Source organism: Brevibacillus sp. M2.1A (assembly GCF_013284355.2).
Taxonomy (GTDB): domain Bacteria; phylum Bacillota; class Bacilli; order Brevibacillales; family Brevibacillaceae; genus Brevibacillus.
Genome location: NZ_JABSUY020000001.1, coordinates 2404397 through 2424077, shown reverse-complemented (window position 1 = coordinate 2424077; position 19681 = coordinate 2404397). Strand labels below are relative to the sequence as shown.

The 19681-nt window shown below is 48.5% G+C and carries 16 protein-coding genes; 5 read left to right on the top strand and 11 right to left on the bottom strand.

All coding sequences use genetic code 11. The features are described from left to right. Positions 1–11 precede the first annotated feature (11 nt). The 9 genes from HP567_RS11845 to gmd all read right to left on the bottom strand — a co-directional run bounded on the left by HP567_RS11845 (position 12) and on the right by gmd (position 11500). Positions 12–962 (bottom strand): ABC transporter ATP-binding protein, encoded by a 951-nt coding sequence (locus tag HP567_RS11845; RefSeq protein WP_173608532.1) that lies wholly within the window; start codon positions 960–962, stop codon positions 12–14. Continuing rightward, positions 959–1981 (bottom strand): ABC transporter ATP-binding protein, encoded by a 1023-nt coding sequence (locus HP567_RS11840; protein WP_173608533.1) that lies wholly within the window; start codon positions 1979–1981, stop codon positions 959–961. Before HP567_RS11840 ends, HP567_RS11845 begins: the two co-directional genes overlap by 4 nt. A 21-nt stretch (positions 1982–2002) precedes the next feature. Continuing rightward, positions 2003–2938, bottom strand: a complete 936-nt coding sequence (locus HP567_RS11835) for an ABC transporter permease (RefSeq protein WP_173609126.1) — start codon at positions 2936–2938, stop codon at positions 2003–2005. 9 nt (positions 2939–2947) lie between these two features. Beyond that, a complete protein-coding gene (locus HP567_RS11830; protein ID WP_173608534.1) occupies positions 2948–3880 on the bottom strand; it encodes an ABC transporter permease in 933 nt (310 codons plus the stop codon). 15 nt (positions 3881–3895) lie between these two features. Next, positions 3896–5329 carry a dipeptidase PepV gene (gene pepV, locus HP567_RS11825; RefSeq protein ID WP_173608535.1) on the bottom strand — a complete coding sequence of 478 codons (1434 nt, stop codon included), beginning with the start codon at positions 5327–5329 and terminating at the stop codon, positions 3896–3898. Continuing rightward, positions 5326–7401 carry a sigma-54 interaction domain-containing protein gene (locus tag HP567_RS11820; RefSeq protein ID WP_173608536.1) on the bottom strand — a complete coding sequence of 692 codons (2076 nt, stop codon included), beginning with the start codon at positions 7399–7401 and terminating at the stop codon, positions 5326–5328. Before HP567_RS11820 ends, pepV begins: the two co-directional genes overlap by 4 nt. Before the next feature lie 75 nt (positions 7402–7476). Beyond that, positions 7477–9147 (bottom strand): peptide ABC transporter substrate-binding protein, encoded by a 1671-nt coding sequence (locus HP567_RS11815; protein WP_173608537.1) that lies wholly within the window; start codon positions 9145–9147, stop codon positions 7477–7479. Positions 9148–9227: 80 nt separating this feature from the next. Then, positions 9228–10253: an asparaginase gene (locus HP567_RS11810; protein ID WP_173608538.1), complete on the bottom strand. Its 1026-nt coding sequence runs from the start codon at positions 10251–10253 to the stop codon at positions 9228–9230. Positions 10254–10531: 278 nt separating this feature from the next. Further along, positions 10532–11500 carry a GDP-mannose 4,6-dehydratase gene (gene gmd / locus HP567_RS11805; RefSeq protein ID WP_173608539.1) on the bottom strand — a complete coding sequence of 323 codons (969 nt, stop codon included), beginning with the start codon at positions 11498–11500 and terminating at the stop codon, positions 10532–10534. A gap of 231 nt (positions 11501–11731) precedes the next feature. Between gmd and HP567_RS11800 the strand changes: the two genes are divergently transcribed. Continuing rightward, positions 11732–12526, top strand: a complete 795-nt coding sequence (locus HP567_RS11800; RefSeq protein WP_173608540.1) for a glycosyltransferase family 2 protein — start codon at positions 11732–11734, stop codon at positions 12524–12526. Here HP567_RS11800 and glf read toward each other — a convergent pair whose 3' ends face one another. Beyond that, positions 12527–13648, bottom strand: coding sequence for a UDP-galactopyranose mutase (gene glf, locus HP567_RS11795; RefSeq protein WP_173608541.1), 1122 nt, complete (start codon positions 13646–13648; stop codon positions 12527–12529). A 105-nt stretch (positions 13649–13753) separates the two neighbouring features. Between glf and HP567_RS11790 the strand changes: the two genes are divergently transcribed. Beyond that, entirely contained in the window at positions 13754–15490 is a 1737-nt protein-coding gene (locus tag HP567_RS11790) for a phospho-sugar mutase (RefSeq protein ID WP_173608542.1), read from the top strand. Positions 15491–15496: 6 nt separating this feature from the next. Here HP567_RS11790 and HP567_RS11785 read toward each other — a convergent pair whose 3' ends face one another. Further along, a complete protein-coding gene (locus HP567_RS11785; protein ID WP_173608543.1) occupies positions 15497–16204 on the bottom strand; it encodes a hypothetical protein in 708 nt (235 codons plus the stop codon). Between the two features lie 238 nt (positions 16205–16442). Here HP567_RS11785 and HP567_RS11780 point away from each other — a divergent pair, with 238 nt between their 5' ends. From HP567_RS11780 to HP567_RS11770, 3 genes are all read left to right on the top strand, one after another. Further along, positions 16443–17300, top strand: a complete 858-nt coding sequence (locus tag HP567_RS11780; protein ID WP_173608544.1) for a hypothetical protein — start codon at positions 16443–16445, stop codon at positions 17298–17300. A 126-nt stretch (positions 17301–17426) separates the two neighbouring features. Further along, positions 17427–18398: a GDP-mannose 4,6-dehydratase gene (locus HP567_RS11775; protein ID WP_173608545.1), complete on the top strand. Its 972-nt coding sequence runs from the start codon at positions 17427–17429 to the stop codon at positions 18396–18398. Positions 18399–18442: 44 nt separating this feature from the next. Then, on the top strand, positions 18443–19678 hold the full coding sequence (locus HP567_RS11770; RefSeq protein ID WP_173608546.1) for a glycosyltransferase family 2 protein: 1236 nt from the start codon (positions 18443–18445) through the stop codon (positions 19676–19678). The last annotated feature ends 3 nt before the right edge of the window (positions 19679–19681 follow it).

Genomic DNA, 19681 nt, shown 5'->3' with positions numbered 1-19681 from the left:
TTCTTCCTCTCTTACGACTCTATCAAATGACAAGCCACCCAATGCCCGGGTTGTGCCTCCTGCCACCTCGGCACTTCTTCCGCACAACGAGGTTGTACGAGTGGGCAGCGTGTACGAAAACCGCAGCCACTCGGCTTGTTGGCTGGACTTGGCAAATCTCCCTGCAAAACGATACGCTCTCGCTTTACCGTCGGGTCCGGCACTGGCACAGAAGAGAGCAAAGCCTGCGTATACGGGTGCAACGGACGAGCGTACAGCTCATAGCTCGACGCCAGCTCGACCATTTTGCCCAAATACATGACGCCAATCCGGTTGGAAATATGTTTGACCATGGACAGATCATGCGCGATGAACAAATAGGTCAATCCGCGATCATGCTGCAAATCCTCCAATAAATTGACGACTTGTGCTTGAATCGAGACGTCGAGTGCAGAGATCGGCTCGTCGGCAATAATAAATTCCGGCTCTACTGCCAACGCCCGCGCGATTCCGATCCGTTGGCGCTGTCCCCCACTGAATTCATGCGGAAAACGCTGCGCATGGTCCTTATGCAAACCCACTAGATGGAGCAGTTCCGCCACACGCTCTCGTCTCATTCCGCGATTCAGATGGTGGATGTCCAAGCCCTCTGCAATAATATCCTCCACGGTCATACGCGGGTTCAGACTTGCTTGCGGGTCCTGGAAAATCATCTGGGCATCCCGGTTGAACTGCCCCGCTTCTTTTCCCCGAAGCTGATGAACATTCTTCCCTTTGAACAGCACTTCGCCATCTGTATGGTCATACAGGCGAATAATCGTCCGGCCTAGTGTAGACTTCCCGCAGCCACTTTCGCCGACCAGACCGAAAGTCTCCCCTTTGTTGATCGTAAACGAAACACCATCAACTGCTTTCAAATCAAATCCCGTTCCAAGTGAAAAATACTTTTTCAAATCGCGAACATCAAGCAAAGCCTCTGTCATTCTCCCTGCCTCCCTGCTGCCACCAGCTCCTCTATTCGCGGTGCCCGTGGATCGTGAAGCCAACAAGCAGCCTGATGTCCACGACCGAATTCGCTCGTTACGGGCATCTGCTGTTCGCATATCTCCATCGCAAAATCACAACGTGCAGCAAACGGACAGCCGACTGGGGGATTGAACAAATCTGGAGGACTGCCTTCGATGGGAATCAGCCGTTGCTTTTCGCCTTCATCCAGCCGTGGAAGAGAACGCATGAGTCCCCATGTATACGGGTGACGAGGACTTGCAAAAACGTCCTCAACCGTACCCGTCTCTACAACTATCCCCGCATACATGACAACCATGCGATGAGCAATCTCCGCTACGACTCCCAAATCATGCGTAATAATCACAACAGATAACTCCTGTTCCTCTTGCAATCGCTTGAGCAAATCCAAAATCTGCGCCTGAATCGTCACATCCAGTGCTGTCGTCGGCTCATCAGCAATCACCAGCTTGGGTTGGCAAGCAAGAGCAATCGCAATGACCACACGCTGACGCATCCCTCCGCTGAATTGGTGCGGGTACTGATCGATTCGCTTTTCCGGATCGGGTATTCCTACGAGTGAAAGCATCTCAATCGCTCGCTTTCTCGCTTCCTCTCTCGATACTTGATGACTGCGAACGAACCCCTCTACGATTTGTGCCCCTACCTTCATCGTCGGATTGAGCGCCGTCATCGGGTCTTGAAACACCATGCCGATCTGCGTTCCGCGAATACCGAGCAGCTCTTTTTTGGGCAAGTGACTGATCTCCGTTCCTTCAAATACAACCTTGCCCCCGACGATTTTTCCAGGTGGATTAGGAATTAATCCCATAATCGCTTGAGCTGTAACGCTCTTGCCACATCCACTCTCCCCTACGATGGCAACAGTCTCCCCTTTATCCACGTAAAAGGACACGCCGCGCACAGCTTGTACCTCGCCACCATATGTCTTGAAATTCACCCGCAAGTTATCGATTGTCAGCAAATGCTGATTCATCCTCATCCCCCCCTGTCATCTCTAATCGCGTAGACGCGGATCAAGCGCATCCTGCAAACCGTCGCCGAATACGTTAAAGGCGAACATCGTCAGCGAGATCATCAATGCCGGGAAAAACAGTCGCCACCAATCACCCGTCAAAATAACGCCCAAGCCATCGTTTGTCATCGTCCCCCAACTGGCGACGGGAGCTTGTACACCGAGTCCAAGAAAGCTGAGAAAAGATTCCGCAAAAATCGCCGATGGAATCGTAAAGGTCAGATTGACGATAATGACGCCAAATGTGTTGGGAATCAGATGCTTGAGCAAAATTCGTGAAAACTTCGCCCCCAGCACTTGGGCAGCCAGAATGAACTCTTGATTTTTCAATTGCAAGATTTGTCCGCGGACCAACCGCGCCATGCCGACCCAGCCCGTAGCAGACAGGGCAATAATAATCGTCAGCATTCCCGGCTCCATCACAACCATGAGCAAAATGACGACCAGCAAATACGGCAGCCCATACAAAACCTCGATAATACGCATGATGATCGTATCGATGCGATCCCCTCGTTTGCCTCGCCCTGCCATATAACCCGCAATTCCCCCGACTGTCACTCCGATGACCAGGTCGATGAATGCCGCGACAATGCCAATCGTCAAAGAAATCCTCGCCCCATACCACGTACGGGCAAACATGTCACGTCCCAGCTCATCCGTCCCGAACCAATGCTCTGCGGAAATTTCCTGATTTTTGGTCAGCAAGCTCTGGTCGGAATAACTATACGGCACGAGATTCGGTCCAATGATCGCCATGCCAACCAAAGCGAGAATAATGAAAAGGCCCAGCATAGCCAGCTTGTTTTTCAGCAGCTTCCGAACGACCTGCTGCCCATTGCTGAGACTGGGTCGTGCAATGACATTCGCCTGTATATTTTTCGCCAACGGGCGAAACAACGGGTCCACTTTGTGCTCCATCGCCACAGTTTATCTCTCCTTGTTGGTCAGCTTGATCCGTGGGTCAATCAGGGTGTATGCCATATCAATCAGGAAAATGGTAAAAATCAGAATCGCACTGTAAAAAATCGTCGTACCCAAAATGACCGGATAGTCACGGTTGAAAATGCCGTCTACGAAGTACTTGCCAATGCCCGGGATTGCAAAGATTTTTTCCACGACAAAGGTTCCCGTTATCAAACTGGCAATCAAAGGTCCAAGAAAGGTGACCACAGGCAGAATCGCATTGCGAATTCCATGTCTGACGACAATGATAAGCATGGGAATCCCCTTTGCCTCTGCTGTTCGAATGTAGTTCTGATTCATGACCTCAATCATGCTGGCACGCATGTAGCGGGTAATGACCGCAACTGGACCAAAGGCGAGCGCCAATGAAGGCAGTATCGTATGCATCCACGTACCCCATGTCGCAACGGGAAAGAGCGGCAGCTTGATCGCGAAGAAATTGATCAGAAGCGGTGCCATAATGAAGCTCGGAATGGCTACCCCCAATACGGCAAGTGCCATGGCAACGTAGTCCAGCCATTTGTTGCGATTGAGCGCTGCGATGATGCCCAACGAAATTCCGAAAAGGAGTGCGATCCCAATCGCTTGCACACCCAACCACGCAGATGCTGCAAAGCCATCGGAAATCATGTCATTGACTCCACGAGAGTCTGATTTGATGGATGGCCCCAAGTCAAGCATTAACAGATTTTTCAGATATAAAACGTATTGAACAGGCAATGGCTCGTCCAGGTTGTATTTGGCACGTAAATTATTGAGAATTTGCTCTGGCAGCTGATCCGACTCGGAGGCAAACGGGTTCCCCGGAATGGCATGCATCAAGGCAAACGTCAGCGTCACGATAATCCATAGGGTGACGAACATCATCAAAATACGTTTTACCAGATAGTTTGACATGGAAGTCCTCCTCGTTTACTTAGCCAGCTCGTAAATGGCATGCGCGTAAATCGCCATGGCACGCAGCAGGTCGTCAATCTCGGCATATTCATCAGTCAGATGGGCCATGGATTCTTTGCCTGGAAAGAGCGGGCCGAAAGCAACACCATACGGCATGATTTTGGCGTAAGTTGCTCCACCTGAGGAAAGAAGGGTCGCCGGCTCTCCCGTGTGCTCCTCGTACACCCGCGACAAAGTACTTATCACAGGATGATCTTTGGGTACATAATGCGACTTGGATGTCCGCAAAGCGGAAATCGTCCAGCCCAGCTCTGCAGTCCTTTGCTTCAATTTCTCTACGTATTCTTCACAGGAGACAGTCGCCGGATAGCGTATATTGAGCCGAACTGTGCCCCCTTCGCTGGAATCGTAATGCAATATCCCCGCATTGACCGTCAGCTTGCCTGACACTTCATCCTCACAAGCCATATGCAGCTGGTGAGCAAAATAATCTTCATGCAGAATATCAGCCAACATCGTAAGAAAAGACAAACTGGAGCCACCAAACGGATACGAGCGTAAAAAAGTAGCCAACAAGGTTCCCGCATTCACACCTTGAAATGGCGCCATCCCATGAGCTGGCTTTCCTGCGAGCGTGAATTGCAACTGTCCTAGCCCTACCAGTTCCATACGACCAGTTGTGTGATTTTCATTCAGAAACATCTCCCAGTCTTCCGCCAATCGGGAAAGCACGACCTCCTGCCGCGCCTGAGAGTCCAGCCGTACAAGAGCGACTGCTTTTTCGGGAACACTGTTGCCTTGGTCACCGGAGACAAAGGAAGCTAGTTGCCACACACCATTTGGTTCGATTGTTTCCATCGCTGGAATCGTCAACGTTGGGTTGATCTGTCCCTTCTCGGCATGTGTCATCGGAAAGGAGGAATCAGGTGAGAAGCCAATCGGCGGGATGCGATCATGCTGGGCAAAATGCTTCATGCACAGCCAGCCGCTCTCTTCATCTGTTCCGATGATCATTCGCACGCGTTTTGTCAGTGGCAAGCCTGAATCCTTAACCAGCTTTAGCGCATAGTACGCAGCCATCGCTGGGCCTTTGTCATCAATCGCTCCCCGTGCATAGATGCGACCGTCGCGAATGCTCGGTTCAAAAGGCGGCGTCGTCCAACCTTCTCCCACAGTGACGACATCGATATGAACGAGCACGCCGATCTCTTCTTCCCCACTGCCGAACTCGATTGTCCCCGCGTAACCATCCAGGTTTTTGATCTGGAAGCCATCCAGCTCACCGCGTTCTAGCATGGCTTCAAGCGCAGCGGCAACACCTTCACCAAATGGCTTTCCTTCTTTTGCCGTCGTCATGTCTTCGATGCTGTTAATGGAAAGAAAAGATTTCAAATCATCCAGGTACTGCTCTCTTTGCAAAAGCGCTTGCTGCCGCCAGTAATCGCTCATATGCATTCCCCTGCTTTCATCCGATGTAGATAGGCAAGAAACGATTCACCTTTCGAGGAAATCTGACTTCCTTGTCTTCCTTTTCCCACTTGAATCAGCTCATCCTGCTGCAAAAGCTTCAGGCGATAGCGCAGCTGTTGCAAGGTAACCGAGTGACCTTGTTCTTGCAACTGCGCAAGTAGCGTATAGCGTCCGCCGCTTCCGTGCCCCAGCTCCTGCAAAATAGCCGTGATTTCATCCAGAAATCCCCGTTTTTTATATTCGGTGACGATACTTTCACATTCGTTGTGTAGACCATCTACAGGCAACGGCGCTTCCGGTATTTCCCGTAGAAATGGTAAATGATACGGATACGCTTCATCCTCCACGACATGCGCTAAATACTCGATTACATTTTCGAGCTCGCGAATATTTCCAGGCCAATCGTACTCATGGAGCGCCCGCATCGCTTCATTGGTCAACGTAAACGGCGGACGGCGCAAATCATAGGAATATTTTTTCATAAATTGATGGGCCAACCACGGGATATCCTCCCGTCTGTTCCGCAGGGGCGGCAAATGAATCGGCAAGATATTCAGACGATAATACAAATCAGCACGGAAGGCCCCTTCCGCAATCATCCGCTGCAAATCTTGATTCGTTGCTGCGATGACGCGAATATCTGTCGGGATGATCTTGCTGCCACCTACGCGCATAATCTGTCGTTCTTGCAAAACACGCAGCAGTCGGTTTTGAATAGCGGTGCTGGCATCTCCGATCTCATCGAGAAAAATGGTCCCTTTGTGGGCCAATTCAAACCAACCGATATGTCCACCTTTACGCGCTCCGGTAAAAGCTCCTTCTTCATAGCCGAACAGCTCGCTTTCCAAAAGAGATTCCGATATGGCAGCGAAGTTGACCCCAACAAACGGCTCTCTTCTGCGTGGCGAAGCATTGTGGATAGCCTGGGCGAGCAATTCCTTCCCTGTCCCTGTCTCTCCCAACAACAGTACGGTGGAGTTGCTTCTTGCGATTTTGCGGGCAATCTGAATGATTTTTTGTACAGGGGTACTCTCCCCATAAAAATCATCAAATTGGTATTTGGCTACCAATCCTTTGCTGTAAAGACGCATGCGATAATCATGCTCCAGCTTTTCAATTTCTGCCGCCTGACGAAACAAAAGCAGACTCCCGAGAAAGCTTCCTTCCATGACGATATGCATTTTGCGGAAAAAGTAGGTTTTGTTCGCCCAATCTACCAAAACATCCTTATTCTCTTCACACTGCCGGATCAACTGATAGAAACTCGCAGGCAAGCAATTGGACGCCCGCTCACCGACGACTTCATTCCCTTCCATCTGCAACGTATCGATCGCTTTCTGATTGACAAAACGGATGTTTTCTTTTTCGTCCATGGCAATCACTGCGTCTTCGATTCGATTGACGATGGCCTCCAAATATTTGCTCAAGAGATGCGCATGCTGAATCTCGTTGTTTAGCTCTTTGGTAATATCGACCAACGATTGCATGGCGCGTGCGGTCACCTTTTGAAAATTGCCGTTTTTAAAATGAGAGTAGATGGCAAGCCATGTAGATAAATCGATGATCCGATACCCGATATCGACAACTTTGCGAATGTGCGGGGGGACATGCTCTGCCTCCCCTGGCGTTACTGCAATCTCGATGTCAGGCGGATAGTCAGCACCTGGATAATAAGGATATAGTTCAAAATCCATCCCTGACGCACGCAGCAATTCCACATTTTCTTTAGCAGTTTCCTTGGTGTCACTGACGAGAAGCACTTTCACGCCTTTCGGGATTTCCAGCATGCCGCGCAAATTATGGTATGGCAGCATTCGCTTGGCAACGATGATGCTGGATTCTTTCGGCACATACGGTTGTACAAGGGGGACGATGCTTTTCGTGGATACAATAACGAGAGCACCAGGCGTGATCGGGCGTAACGGAAGCTGGTCGACTCGCATCGCCTCGACATGGATATCATCGCCGATTCCCAATTCATGATATTGACTAACGACGGACTGCAGAAACTCATCCATTCTCGCAATAAATATAATCGATTTTTTGTCCATATCAGCCGCTCCAAGATGTAAAGTGAAGACAAGAACGATTCGAATATTCGCTCTTGTCTTCGCTTATTTTACTTATTACTTATTGCCGATTTCTACCCATTTGTAGTCAATCGTGCCGACTGGATGGCGAACAATGCCTTTAATATTTGGCTGCTCCATAAATACTTTTGTGCCGAAATAGATAGGTACGAGTGGCATTTCATCCATGAAAATTTTCTCCGCGTCATGCATGAGCTTGAAGCGCTCGGGTTCGTCAGCAGTGTTGCGAATCTTCTCGACCAGTGCGTCATACTCTTTGTTGCTGTAATTGATACGGTTTCCAGGATGGTCAGTCACGAACAGCTCCAGGTAATTGACCGGATCTCCGTAGTCGGCAGGAATCGTCGAGCGGGAGAATTGTAGAGTGCGGGCACGCTGTTCTGCCAAGAATACTTTCCACTCCTTGTTTTCCAGCTTCACATCTACTCCGAGATTTTTCTTGTACATTTCCTGCAAAACTTGCGCAATGGCCTTGTGCGCATCACTGGTGTTATAGGTCATGGTGACAGGCGGGAGGGTTGTCCAGCCTTCTTCTTCCATCCCTTTTTTCAGCAATGCTTTTGCTTGCTCTACATCGTTATCCTTGAAGAAATCCCCGCCCTTTGTGCGGAAATCCGCTCCGTCTGGCTCCGGGAAGCCCAATGGTACGTGAGCCATGGCAGGTGTTTGTTTCCCTTGCACAACATTGTCGATCAAGGTTTTGCGATCGATGGCCAGTGCAAATGCTTTCCGAATGTTGGCGTTCGTGAATGGAGGCATTGTAGTGTTCATCCGGTAGTAGTAGATGGACGCCTCCGTCTCCACCTTCGCTTCTCCGGAATCGATCAACTGTTTCTTCATATCATTGGGAACGGTCTGGATCATGTCGAGCTGACCTGTTTTGTACATTTGGAATTGCGTATTTTCATCGTTGACCATGACAAACTCGATTCCCGCATATTTGATTGAATCACGGTCCCAGTAGCCGTCGTTTTTCACCAGCTTCACGGATTGGTCATGAACCCAGTCTTCCATTTTGAATGGTCCATTGGTTACGATGCTTGCGGCGCCTTCCGCCCATTTCGGATTGCTCTCCACGACTTTTTTATTCACGGGGAAGAAGGTCGGCTGCGTCAGGATGTGGAGGAAATAACCTGTTGGTGCCTTCAGCTTTACTTCAAACGTCTTCTCGTCAACGGCTTTTACCTGTACGCCGTCTGCATTTCCTGTTCCTTTGTTGAACGCTTCTGCTCCATCGATGTAATAGGCGAGGAAAGCAGACGGGAATGCATTGTTCGGATCGACAATGCGTTTAAACGCAAACTCGAAATCCTGTGCTGTCACTGGTTCACCATTCGACCATTTGCTATCACGTAGGGTAAAGGTGTACGTTTTTCCATCCTCACTCACTGCCCATTTCTCAGCCATGGCTGCTTGCGGCTTGTGATCCTTGTCCAGTCGAACCAAGCCTTCCATTGTGGCATTCAACACTTCGTTGGAAGTACTGTCAAAGCCCTTTGGCGGATCAAGCGAAGGTGGTTCGGTCTTCAGGTTGAGCTTGAGTTTTGCAGCGGCATTGGCTTGTCCACCTGAATCTGAGGACGCTTGACCTGCTGTACCTCCCCCTCCTGGCTGTGTCGGCGTTGCCGACTGACTACAACCTGTAATGGCAAGGACAGTGACAAGTGCAGCGGTACTAAGCAGCTTCCATCCTTTTCGCATGTTCATTGCATGTGACCCCCTTTTCTTTTTAAACAACATGTAGCCTTTGTTGCTTTATGAATAAACGGCACTGCTGGGAATGCCATTTATACACGTAAAGAAAAATCTGTCTTGGCTAGATGGAAGGACGTCTCGATCCGTCCAACAACGTTACCACTCATGTTTGTAATGGGCGGGTTGGTATATTCGGCGAGCCTATCCAAAGCACCATCTAGGCCAATTCCCAGTTGACGAAGCACTTCATTGACGACCGGGTTGATCGCCCGTGGTCCTCCATCCTCGATTTTGATAGCAATGCCCAATCCTGTTTCTCTATCCCCCAAGCAATACACGGACTCAGCGCCTGCCTTCCCTACGATACGACCGCCAAAGGCTGACATGAGGTCTGTACAATATCGATTCTCGCCTCCGACCATTTCGGGATGAGCGGTCATGGCATCCGTAATTCGCTGAACCGCTTTTCGTCGCTCGGGATTCTCGATTACCTCTGGTCTCGCCAGCTTGGCGAAAGCCCACGCGTAATGGGCGAGCGGCAATTGATGGACGGGAACCCCACAGCCATCTGTCCCAAGGTTGATTTTGTCTTTGGGGTAGCCTGTTATGTCCTCGACTACTTCGAGAATCCGTTGTTGCACCGGATGCGTAGGCAAATGATAAGTAGTTACGTCCTCCCCCATATATGTCGCCGTGGCAATCATGCCGGAGTGCTTGCCGGAGCAATTCGAGAATACAGGTGTAAGCGACTTGCCCTCCCGAATCAGCTGTTTGTAGCTCTCCTCATGCCGTGGCACATGTGTCCCGCATTGCAATGCTGCTTCTGGCTGACCTGCTCGCGCAAGCATCGAGAGCGCCCGCGTCCGATGGCGTGGCTCTCCACTGTGAGAAGCGCAACAGAGCGAGAGATCAGCTGGCTCAAAACCATACCGGTCTGCCGTCCCCGTCTCGATTACCGGAATCGTTTGCAACGGCTTCATACTGGAGCGTGCATATGTGAGGCGATGGGGGTCCCCGTACGAATAGAGCAATGTCCCCTGCGAATCAACGACTGCGATATGACCAAGATGTGAGCTCTCTACCTGTTCTCCCCGGTATACGTTGGCAACGACGTTCATAGCAAGTCTCCTTTGAGTGTGAATAGTAGAATGATTGTACTTTTTTACTTCAAGCAATTAGCGTGCCAACGCATTGATGTGACAGTTAATATTGAATTTTCTGCTATTTCACGCATGAGTAGTGGGACAAAAATAACAGTCCACACGATAAATAAGTCACCCTATAAATATAAATAGGTTGTCCTTTTGTATGATCAGGCTACCTTCATGGTCAAATAAAAGAAAAACACCCCTTTCTATCCCGCAATCGGAAATAGGGTGTCCTGAATAGGCTTCACTTATTGTTTGGCAACCCGCTGCATATCCGCTTCGACCATCATGTGAATGAGCTCTTCCAACTTCGTTTTCGGTGTCCAGTCGAGCTCTCTTTTCGCTTTTTCCGGATTGCCCAACAAAATGTCCACTTCTGCCGGCCGATACAATTCCGGGTCGATCACGACGTAATCCAGGTAGTTCAACCCAACATAATCGAAAGCGATTTTGCACATCTCTTCCACTGTCGATGTTTTTCCTGTCGCTATGACATAATCATCCGGCTTATCCTGCTGAAGCATCAGCCACATCGCTTCTACGAAATCTCCAGCAAAGCCCCAATCCCGCTTCGCCTGAATATTCCCCAGCCGCAGTTCTTTTTGCTGGTTCGCGGCAATTCTTGCGACAGCATGTGTCACTTTCCTCGTAACGAATTCCAGCCCACGCAAAGGTGATTCATGATTGAATAAAATGCCGTTGGTGCTAAACATTTGAAAGCTTTCCCGATAGTTTTTGGTCATCCAGTAGCCAAACAGCTTGGAGACTGCATATGGGCTTCTTGGGTAAAAAGGCGTTTGCTCCGATTGCTGTGGCTCCTGGATTAGCCCGTACAGCTCACTTGACGAAGCCTGATACATTTTGATGGAGGGGTCTGTTTCCCGAATCGCCTCCAGAACATGCAGAACACCCATTCCTGTTACTTGCGCGGTCAAAATTGGCTGTTCCCATGACGAACCGACAAAGCTCTGTGCACCTAAATGATACACTTCTGCTGGTTTACATGCCTTTAGTGCACGCGTCAACGACGACACATCCAATAGATCGCCGTCCTTGTACTCCACCTGATCTGCGATGTTCAAATACTCCAGCCGCCACCTGTCCACTGAGCTCCGGCGTGGAACCAGTCCCACCACATGGTACCCCTTCTCCAGCAGAAATTTTGCCAGATAGGCGCCGTCCTGACCTGTAATTCCTGTGAGGAAAGCTGTTTTCATCCGCTTCTACTCCCCTTCTTCAGGCTGTGCCGTAATGTTCATTCCGGTAAGTTCCCTTTAAGCATCTCTTAAGCTTATGCCGGATCATGTTCATACGTTCAGTTGTCAGAGTAAGAGTCAAGAATAGAAGTCCGTAATACACTAATGAAAGCAAGCCGTTGTCAGAATTCAATAAGGAGGTAGGCAGCCGGCAGATATTTCAAAATGACCAAAAGAGGTGTTTCGACCCCCATGTCGCTCATTACTGTCGTAATTCCAACCTATAATCGGGCGAAGTATCTCCCCGCAGCCATCGAAAGTGTGTTGAACCAAACGCACAAGGATTGGAAGCTCCTCATTGTAGATGACGCCTCTACTGATCACACACAGGCCATCGTCGAAAAGTACCTCGGTGATCCCCGCATTCACTACGTACTTCTCCCTGAAAATTCAGGGATCGGCAAAACAATGGCTGCTGCTCTGGAACGAATTGATACGCCCTATTTTGTCTCACTTGACTCGGACGACTGGTTCGACGGAAAAACCTTAGAAATTTTGTTGGATGAGATGGAGCGCCAGCCCGAAACCACGAACGTCGTGTTCTCCAACACCGTTTTTTGGAGGGAAGTGGGTGACACCCGTGAACTATCCGAAATCATGCGGCCTCCGATCTATGAAGATAAGTATGATTACCTGGAAGCTCCGATGGTCTGGCCTCGTTTTTATCGGACACAAGCGGTTCGTGATGTCGGCGGATTTGAATGTGACGATCCAATGCAGGGAAGGTTTTCTCATGACAAGTACATGTTATTAAAATTGATCGGAACAGGTAATATTCACTGGGTCGATGCGAACCTCTATCATTATTTGATTCACGAGAGCAACAATTCCCACATAAAAAACTGGCCGCAATGGACAAAAGCAAGAAAGTACATTCTAACGAAAATCTTGAAACTGTGGGGAGACGAGTACGAGCCTGTTTTTGTGTACACACCCGAGGGCTGGATCTATGTGAGCAAGCTTATTCCAAAAAAGAAGCCTTCCTAACTATTCTGCGACAATCTGCTTAAACAAGGTCAATGCCCGCGCCACTGCTTGATCCATGTTGTAGTATTGATAGTCCGCAAGTCTGCCCGCAAAAAGCACCCGATCGCGTATTTGCTCCGCTTCTTGTTTATAGAGGCTGAACCGCTGGCTGTTTTCCTTGCGAGGAATTGGATAATATGGCTCGTTTTTGCCAGGTGAATACGGCTGTGGATATACGAAGGATATGGTTGTGTGAGGAACGACTTGACCTGTGAGGTGCTTTTGTTCGAGGATTCTGGTGAAATCATACTCATTGGGATAATTGACCGTCCCCACTTCTTGGTACCATGCCTTTTGATGCGTTTCAAAATGAAAGCGTAGGCTTCGATAAGGCAATTGTCCATGCTTATGGCCAAAAAAGGAATCGATCGGGCCTGTGTAAATCATACGTTTATACCTAATTTCATCCGCGATTTCTTGATAGTCCGTATTGAGGAGCACCTTGATATTCGGATGGTCGAGCATGCGATGAAACATTGCTGTAAAGCCATACAACGGAATTCCTTGATACGTGTCCTGAAAAAACCGATTGTCTCTGCTGACATACACAGGAACCCTTGCGGAAACAGACGGATCCAGCTCCTCCGGCTTCAAATCCCATTGCTTGATGGTATACCGATGAAATACTTTTTGATAAATGAACTCAGCCAAAAAGCCAAGCTCTTCATGCGTACTTTCCCGAAGCTTCAGAATCGGAATCTTCGCCCCGAATCCATATTGACGGATCAGCAAGCTCTCCAATTTCTGTGCATATTGCGGGGAAAACAATGCGGACAATGCATTTAGATTGAAAGGCAGCGGTATTTTTATGCCATCGACATAGGCACGCACCTCATGGAAGTACGGCCGCCACTGGGTAAAACGCGACAAATAGTCCCAAACCAGCTTGGAATTCGTATGAAAGGTGTGCGAACCGTATTTGTGAATCAGTACCCCCTGCTCATCATAGCAATCATAAGCATTTCCTCCGATATGATTGCGCCCCTCTACCACCAACACTTTCTGATCAAGCTGATTGGCAATCCGCTCTGCGAGTGTAGCACCTGTAAACCCAGCTCCGACGATCAGCCAATCCACCTTCATGTTAGACTCACATCCTCCCGTCTTCATCACATCCACTCACCACTTACCATTCTGTTAATACCCTAGTAAATGATGTCGTACTCTACACGCGGGAGTGAATTCTATATGAATGCAAACTGGTACACACACTACACACGCTGGAACGAGTGTGAATCCCTCGATTCAGAGCTTCGTCAGCAGTTGACCGCCATGCACGCTGATGAAAAGCAGCTTGCGGATTGCTTCTCTGCCCCGATTGCATTTGGAACCGGAGGCATGCGTGGGGTCATGGAGCCGGGAATAAACCGCATCAACCTATACACGATTCGCAAAGCAAGCGCGGGGCTGGCTCTTTATTTGCGCGAAACATATCCGGATCTGGCCGTCAAAAAAGTCGTCATTGCCTATGATTCACGGAAACACTCACCGTTGTTTGCCAAGGAAACCGCCAAAGTTCTCGGTCAGTACGGGATTACTACATGTATATTCAATCAGCTGACTCCTACCCCTCTGCTTTCCTTTGCTGTCCGTCACTTTTGTGCGTGTGCTGGCATTGTCATTACAGCAAGCCATAACCCGCCCGAATATAATGGCTACAAAATTTATGGCGCAGACGGGGGACAAATTACGCTCGCCACAGCCGAACGACTGATGGACCATATCGTTGCAGCCGGAAATGAACTCGAAATCACTCCAGCAGATGAGCAAGAGCTGTGCAAAAATGGACTGCTAAACTACATTGACGATTCTCTCTTAGATACGTATTTGGAAAAAGTAAAGCAATTGCGCGTCCATCCAGACTTATCTCCTGCCATCCGGGAGCAAGTGAAGATTGTCTTTACTCCCCTGCACGGCACGACGCATGACTCCATCACGCGTGGATTGAAATTGTTCGGGTATACACAAGTAAGTGTCGTTCCAGAGCAAGCTGTCCCCGATCCTAACTTTTCGACGGTAGACTCGCCTAATCCCGAAGAGCCTGAGGCCTTTCGATTAGCGATTTCGTACGCCGAACAAGTCGATGCCGACATGATCATGGGGACGGACCCTGATGGAGATCGTCTCGGCGTGCTCGTCAAAAATCAGGCAGGAGACTACAGCGTCCTGACCGGGAATCAGTTGGGAGCCTTGCTTCTTCATTACCTGCTGGAAACCAAACAAAAAAAGGGGAAGCTCCCCAAAAACGGCATCGTATTGAAAACGATCGTCACATCTGAAATGGGCAGGGCCATCGCGACAGACTTCGGCATATCAACAGAAGACACTTTGACAGGCTTCAAATATATTGGCGAAAAAATCGATGCCTACGAAAAGAGTGGAGCGTACGTCTTCCAATTTGGTTACGAAGAAAGCTACGGATACTTAATCGGCGATTTTGTCCGTGATAAGGATGCCGTACAAACAGCTTTGTTGCTTGCTGACATGTGCGCGTATTACAAATCTCAGGACAAAAGCCTCGCTGCCACACTGAGTGACTTATTCAACCGTTACGGTCATTATGCGGAAGAGCTGATTTCTTTCACGTGCAAAGGAGGAGATGGCATGCAAAAAATATCGGCAACGATGTCTTCCCTGCGCAATCAGCCCCTTTCCCAAATCGCCTCCCACCCCGTCATAGCCATCGAAGATTATGCCAACCGAATCCGCACAGATTGTCAAACAGGTACAACCACACCGCTCACCTTGCCTGTATCAGATACCATCAAATACTTTTTCCACGATCATTCGTGGTTTTGTGTCAGACCCTCAGGTACGGAGCCCAAAATCAAAGTCTATTTAGGCGTGAAAGGAACGAGTAGTAAGGATAGCCAAGAAAGGCTCTTCACCTTGAAGCAAGCTGTCTTGCAAATGCTCGGTTTCTAGTAAGGACTAGATTTCCAAATAAGGACCGGACTGATGAGGATGTCCCCCCTCGTTTGCTCCGTACCGAGGAGCATGATAAGCCTGCTCTGGTGTTAATTCAGGGAAACCCGATTGGTGAAGCAGGTCTCGTCTCAGGAAAAAAGCGTTGACGCCCTTTGAATCTGTTCCCACCAATGCGTACCCCAATCTTCTTCCCAATATAGCCAAGGAACTCAAGCTCGCACCAAAGTAGCTAGTGCCACCCCATTTAAAATCAGCCTGATACGCAATCACCATTTTTTGTGGAGGAGGGTAAGCCGCATTGTATTCAATGACAATGAGTCGCGGGCTGTACGCAAAAAGAGCTTGCCATACCCAGTAATCATTGCCGTCAATGTCGATGGAGAGCAGATCAAATTCCTTGGGAACACCATTGTCTGCGAATAACTGGGCAATATTTTCTCTCGTGATCAACTCATTCTTGATGATGAGCTGGGGATAGGCAACATAATCGGCAGACATTTTATTGCAACTGTTCAGGTCGCCTTCCATTGCCAATCCGCTCCATCCATGCTGCGTGACGAGATTTTTTATCAAGCATTCCGAGCCATCTCCCACTCCAAACTCTACACAATAGCGATTCGTAGTTCCGATTCGCGAAAATATTTCTTCAATGATGCCGTCTTCTCCATTTTGGGAATACACTCGCTTTTCATATCGGTTTAACACATTCATTCTCCCCATGCCTCCATTTACAACGTCCGTCTTTACGTATCTTATTTATCTTTTTGCGGATACGATTGGTCATTCAATGAACAGGCTGCAAAACAGGCTATTTGCACGCATCTCATACAAAATGTTCCACGTAAGAGGCGCCAGCCGTTTCAAGGCCCTCCTCGGGACAATATATTAGGATAAAGTTTATCAATAGGAGCCTATCAGGCATTTTGTCAGACAGAGGAGATGTATAATTGTGAGCTTGCCCATCGTGTTTATTCACAGAACGGCAGAAGATCATGTAGGATTATGCATACAACAGGCGAAATACAGCAACCCCTCTTCTCGTGTCATTCTTATCGGAAGCCCAGAAAACAAGTATCTTTCTACAGAAAATACAGAGCACTTCCTGTTGAGTCATTTCTACCAAAGCGCCCAAGCTTTCTCTAATGTTTACAAGCACTCCACTTCCAACACCTACGAATACAATCTGTTTTGTTTCCAACGCTGGTTTATTTTACGCGATTTTATGAGGAGTCAAGGGATAGAACGTTGTTGTTACCTGGACTCGGACGTAATGCTATACACCGATATCAACATCCGAGACAATGAGGATTTCGATGACTTTACATTTGAGTATACCTGGACGACCGTATGCGACCTGGAAAAACTCAATCAATTTTGCGATTACGCGACCAAATTCTTTCGCGACCCTCTTCACTATCAGACTCTGCTTCAATTCGCAAAAGAAATCGGAGATGCTCCCATTTCTGACATGGTGTTGTTTATTCTGTTTCACAATTACGCGCTTCGCCGTAAAGCTACGTATGGGATCGTTGCCAACGGCTTTTTTGATCATAATCTCAACTGTCCTTTTGCCCCATCCTGCCCGCAGGCTGACAGCCAAGATGGGAAGAAGCAGATTTATCAAAAGAATGGCGCACTCTATTGCAAAATAACCGGGACGACTGACTACCTTAGCGCTCATTCCTTACATTTTCAAGGACATGCAAAAGCATATATCCCCTACTTTCGCTCACAGGACATCCCGAACACAGATGATTTCATGTATTTCGACTATCCAACCTGCAAATGGGTGCGAGCCGAACCCTGATCCCTATAAATTTCCCTTTGGAAACGAGCTGTGCGCCGTGCCATTTTTTCACGTTTTTCCATATTCATAATATGTTAAGCTGTTCATCCTTCGCTATGAGCATCATAGACAGGGGGGATTCGACTCATGAAGGCATTGATTACCGGAGTAACGGGATTTGCCGGCAGTCACTTGGCTGAGTATCTACTGTCGCGGGGAGATGTAGATGTTTACGGCACATTCCGGTCCCTTACCAAAAAAGAGCAGCTGGGGCACCTGATGGACCGCGTGCATATGGAAAACTGTGAATTAAGAGATCCCCAATCTGTAAATGAACTCATCCAGAGAATAAAGCCCGATCTCATTTTTCACCTGGCTGCTCAAAGCTTTGTCCCCACCTCGGTGTCGTCTCCCGCAGATACGATGGTAAACAATATTGTCCCACAGTTAAATTTGTTCGAGGCGGTACGCAACCATGCTGTTGCTTGCAAAATTCAAATCGCTTGCTCCAGTGAGGAATACGGTTTGGTTTATCCGGAGGAAATCCCTATTAAGGAGACCAATCCCCTCCGTCCTCTCAATCCGTACGCGGTCAGTAAAATTGCCCAGGATTACCTCGGGTATCAATATCATCACAGTTACGGTCTGGCGATCATCCGTACACGTACCTTTCACCATACAGGTCCGAGAAGAGGCGAAAGCTATGTAACCTCTAATTTTGCCAAACAAATTGCCCAGATTGAGCTTGGCCTGCAAGAGCCAAAAGTACATGTCGGCAATCTTGGGGCCATTCGCGACTTCACGGATGTACGGGATATTGTCAAGGCGTATTGGTTGGCGATTACGCGAGGTGAGCCAGGTGATGTCTACAATATATCCGCAGGTACTCGCTATACCATCGAGGACATGTTGAAGACGCTGCTCGCTCTGACTGATGTGCAGGTAGAAATACATGTAGACACCAATCGGTTGCGCCCCTCTGATGTAGACATTGTATTGGGAGACTCTTCTTTGTTTCGAGAAAAGACGGGATGGGAGCCCGAGATCTCGTTCCAGAAAACGATGGAAGATGTATTGAATTACTGGCGCTCAGTGCTACGCAAGCCTAACAGCTCTTAAAAACGTCGAGTGGATGAGTAGAAAAAATCAGGAGGGAACTTCTTATGTCCATGCAATCCCTTCCTCTCGTAAGTGTCATCACCCCTTCGTACAATCAGGCAAAATTTATCAAACGAACGATCGATAGTGTACTAACACAGGACTATCCCCATATTGAGCATATTGTGGTCGATGGCGCTTCAACTGACGGTACGCAGAATATTTTGCAGCAATACAGCCATCTTGGGGACCGCTTCCGCTTCGTTTCCGAGCCAGATCGCGGCCAATCCCATGCCGTCAATAAAGGATTACAAATGGCACGAGGCGAGATTATCGGTTGGCTCAATTCGGATGATACGTATTTTCCCGGTGCCATTCGAAAAGCAGTGACTGCCTTGCAGCAAAATCCCGATTGGGGCGTTGTTTACGGAAAAGGGCTCCACATTGATGAGAACGACAAAGTTAAGTATCCGTACATTTGGGTAGAGTTTGACAGAAAAAAATTGTTTAATTTCAACCTCATTTGCCAACCCGCTGCTTTCCTGCGCAAGCATGCCTTTGAAGCAGTTGGTGGTGTAAATGAAGAACATGACTGGTGCATGGATTACGATTTGTGGAACCGGATTTCCCTGCATTATCCGATTGGGACGATACCGGAATTCTTGGCTAACTCACGCTTATATGATGCATGCAAAACGTTTGTCTATGAATTGGAGCCAGGATTTTCCGAAATTTTGAAAACAAGCGTGAAGCATCATGGCACCATCTCGAATGAATGGCTCTATCACTACACGCAGAAGCATTACAAGCAAGGAGCATTTTGGTTTCTAAACAAGCTGAAAGCGTATCATGCATTCGGACCCTCTCCCCAAATCATTGCATCTAACCGCTACCCGGACGCATGGGCTCCCCAAAACCTGAGAATGACCATCGAAGCCAGCCATGGACCGATGCACGCTTTGCTTTTCAAAGGAAGCAACCAAAATACCGCCCCTCTCCTGCATTTTCATGTCATGAGGAATGGGAAACTCGTACACAAATTCCAAGTTACCCAGGAGCGTTTTCAAGTCGCGATTCCCATTGCCTCCGAGGGACAGCGATGTGAAGTGAGTATTTTTTGCAGCCAACAGATCCTTCAGAGCCACCCCAACAATCCTGAAGTCAAACGATCTGTTAGCTACCATCTGGAAGAAGTCCTCCCGCTTTCCTATGAGGAGTACCAATTTTATCAGGAATTTACCAAAGGCAAGGCCCATATCGAAAATTGGGTAAATCGCAGAGTCCCTTCGCCTCGAATTTGAATG

What these genes read in the sequence shown, in the direction of transcription:
- HP567_RS11845 (WP_173608532.1), bottom strand. Translation starts at nt 962, where the DNA reads ATGACAGAGGCTTTGCTTGATGTTCGCGATTTGAAAAAGTATTTTTCA.
- HP567_RS11840 (WP_173608533.1), bottom strand. Translation starts at nt 1,981, where the DNA reads ATGAATCAGCATTTGCTGACAATCGATAACTTGCGGGTGAATTTCAAG.
- HP567_RS11835 (WP_173609126.1), bottom strand. Translation starts at nt 2,938, where the DNA reads ATGGAGCACAAAGTGGACCCGTTGTTTCGCCCGTTGGCGAAAAATATA.
- HP567_RS11830 (WP_173608534.1), bottom strand. Translation starts at nt 3,880, where the DNA reads ATGTCAAACTATCTGGTAAAACGTATTTTGATGATGTTCGTCACCCTA.
- pepV (WP_173608535.1), bottom strand. Translation starts at nt 5,329, where the DNA reads ATGAGCGATTACTGGCGGCAGCAAGCGCTTTTGCAAAGAGAGCAGTAC.
- HP567_RS11820 (WP_173608536.1), bottom strand. Translation starts at nt 7,401, where the DNA reads ATGGACAAAAAATCGATTATATTTATTGCGAGAATGGATGAGTTTCTG.
- HP567_RS11815 (WP_173608537.1), bottom strand. Translation starts at nt 9,147, where the DNA reads ATGAACATGCGAAAAGGATGGAAGCTGCTTAGTACCGCTGCACTTGTC.
- HP567_RS11810 (WP_173608538.1), bottom strand. Translation starts at nt 10,253, where the DNA reads ATGAACGTCGTTGCCAACGTATACCGGGGAGAACAGGTAGAGAGCTCA.
- gmd (WP_173608539.1), bottom strand. Translation starts at nt 11,500, where the DNA reads ATGAAAACAGCTTTCCTCACAGGAATTACAGGTCAGGACGGCGCCTAT.
- HP567_RS11800 (WP_173608540.1), top strand. Translation starts at nt 11,732, where the DNA reads ATGTCGCTCATTACTGTCGTAATTCCAACCTATAATCGGGCGAAGTAT.
- glf (WP_173608541.1), bottom strand. Translation starts at nt 13,648, where the DNA reads ATGAAGGTGGATTGGCTGATCGTCGGAGCTGGGTTTACAGGTGCTACA.
- HP567_RS11790 (WP_173608542.1), top strand. Translation starts at nt 13,754, where the DNA reads ATGAATGCAAACTGGTACACACACTACACACGCTGGAACGAGTGTGAA.
- HP567_RS11785 (WP_173608543.1), bottom strand. Translation starts at nt 16,204, where the DNA reads ATGAATGTGTTAAACCGATATGAAAAGCGAGTGTATTCCCAAAATGGA.
- HP567_RS11775 (WP_173608545.1), top strand. Translation starts at nt 17,427, where the DNA reads ATGAAGGCATTGATTACCGGAGTAACGGGATTTGCCGGCAGTCACTTG.
- HP567_RS11770 (WP_173608546.1), top strand. Translation starts at nt 18,443, where the DNA reads ATGTCCATGCAATCCCTTCCTCTCGTAAGTGTCATCACCCCTTCGTAC.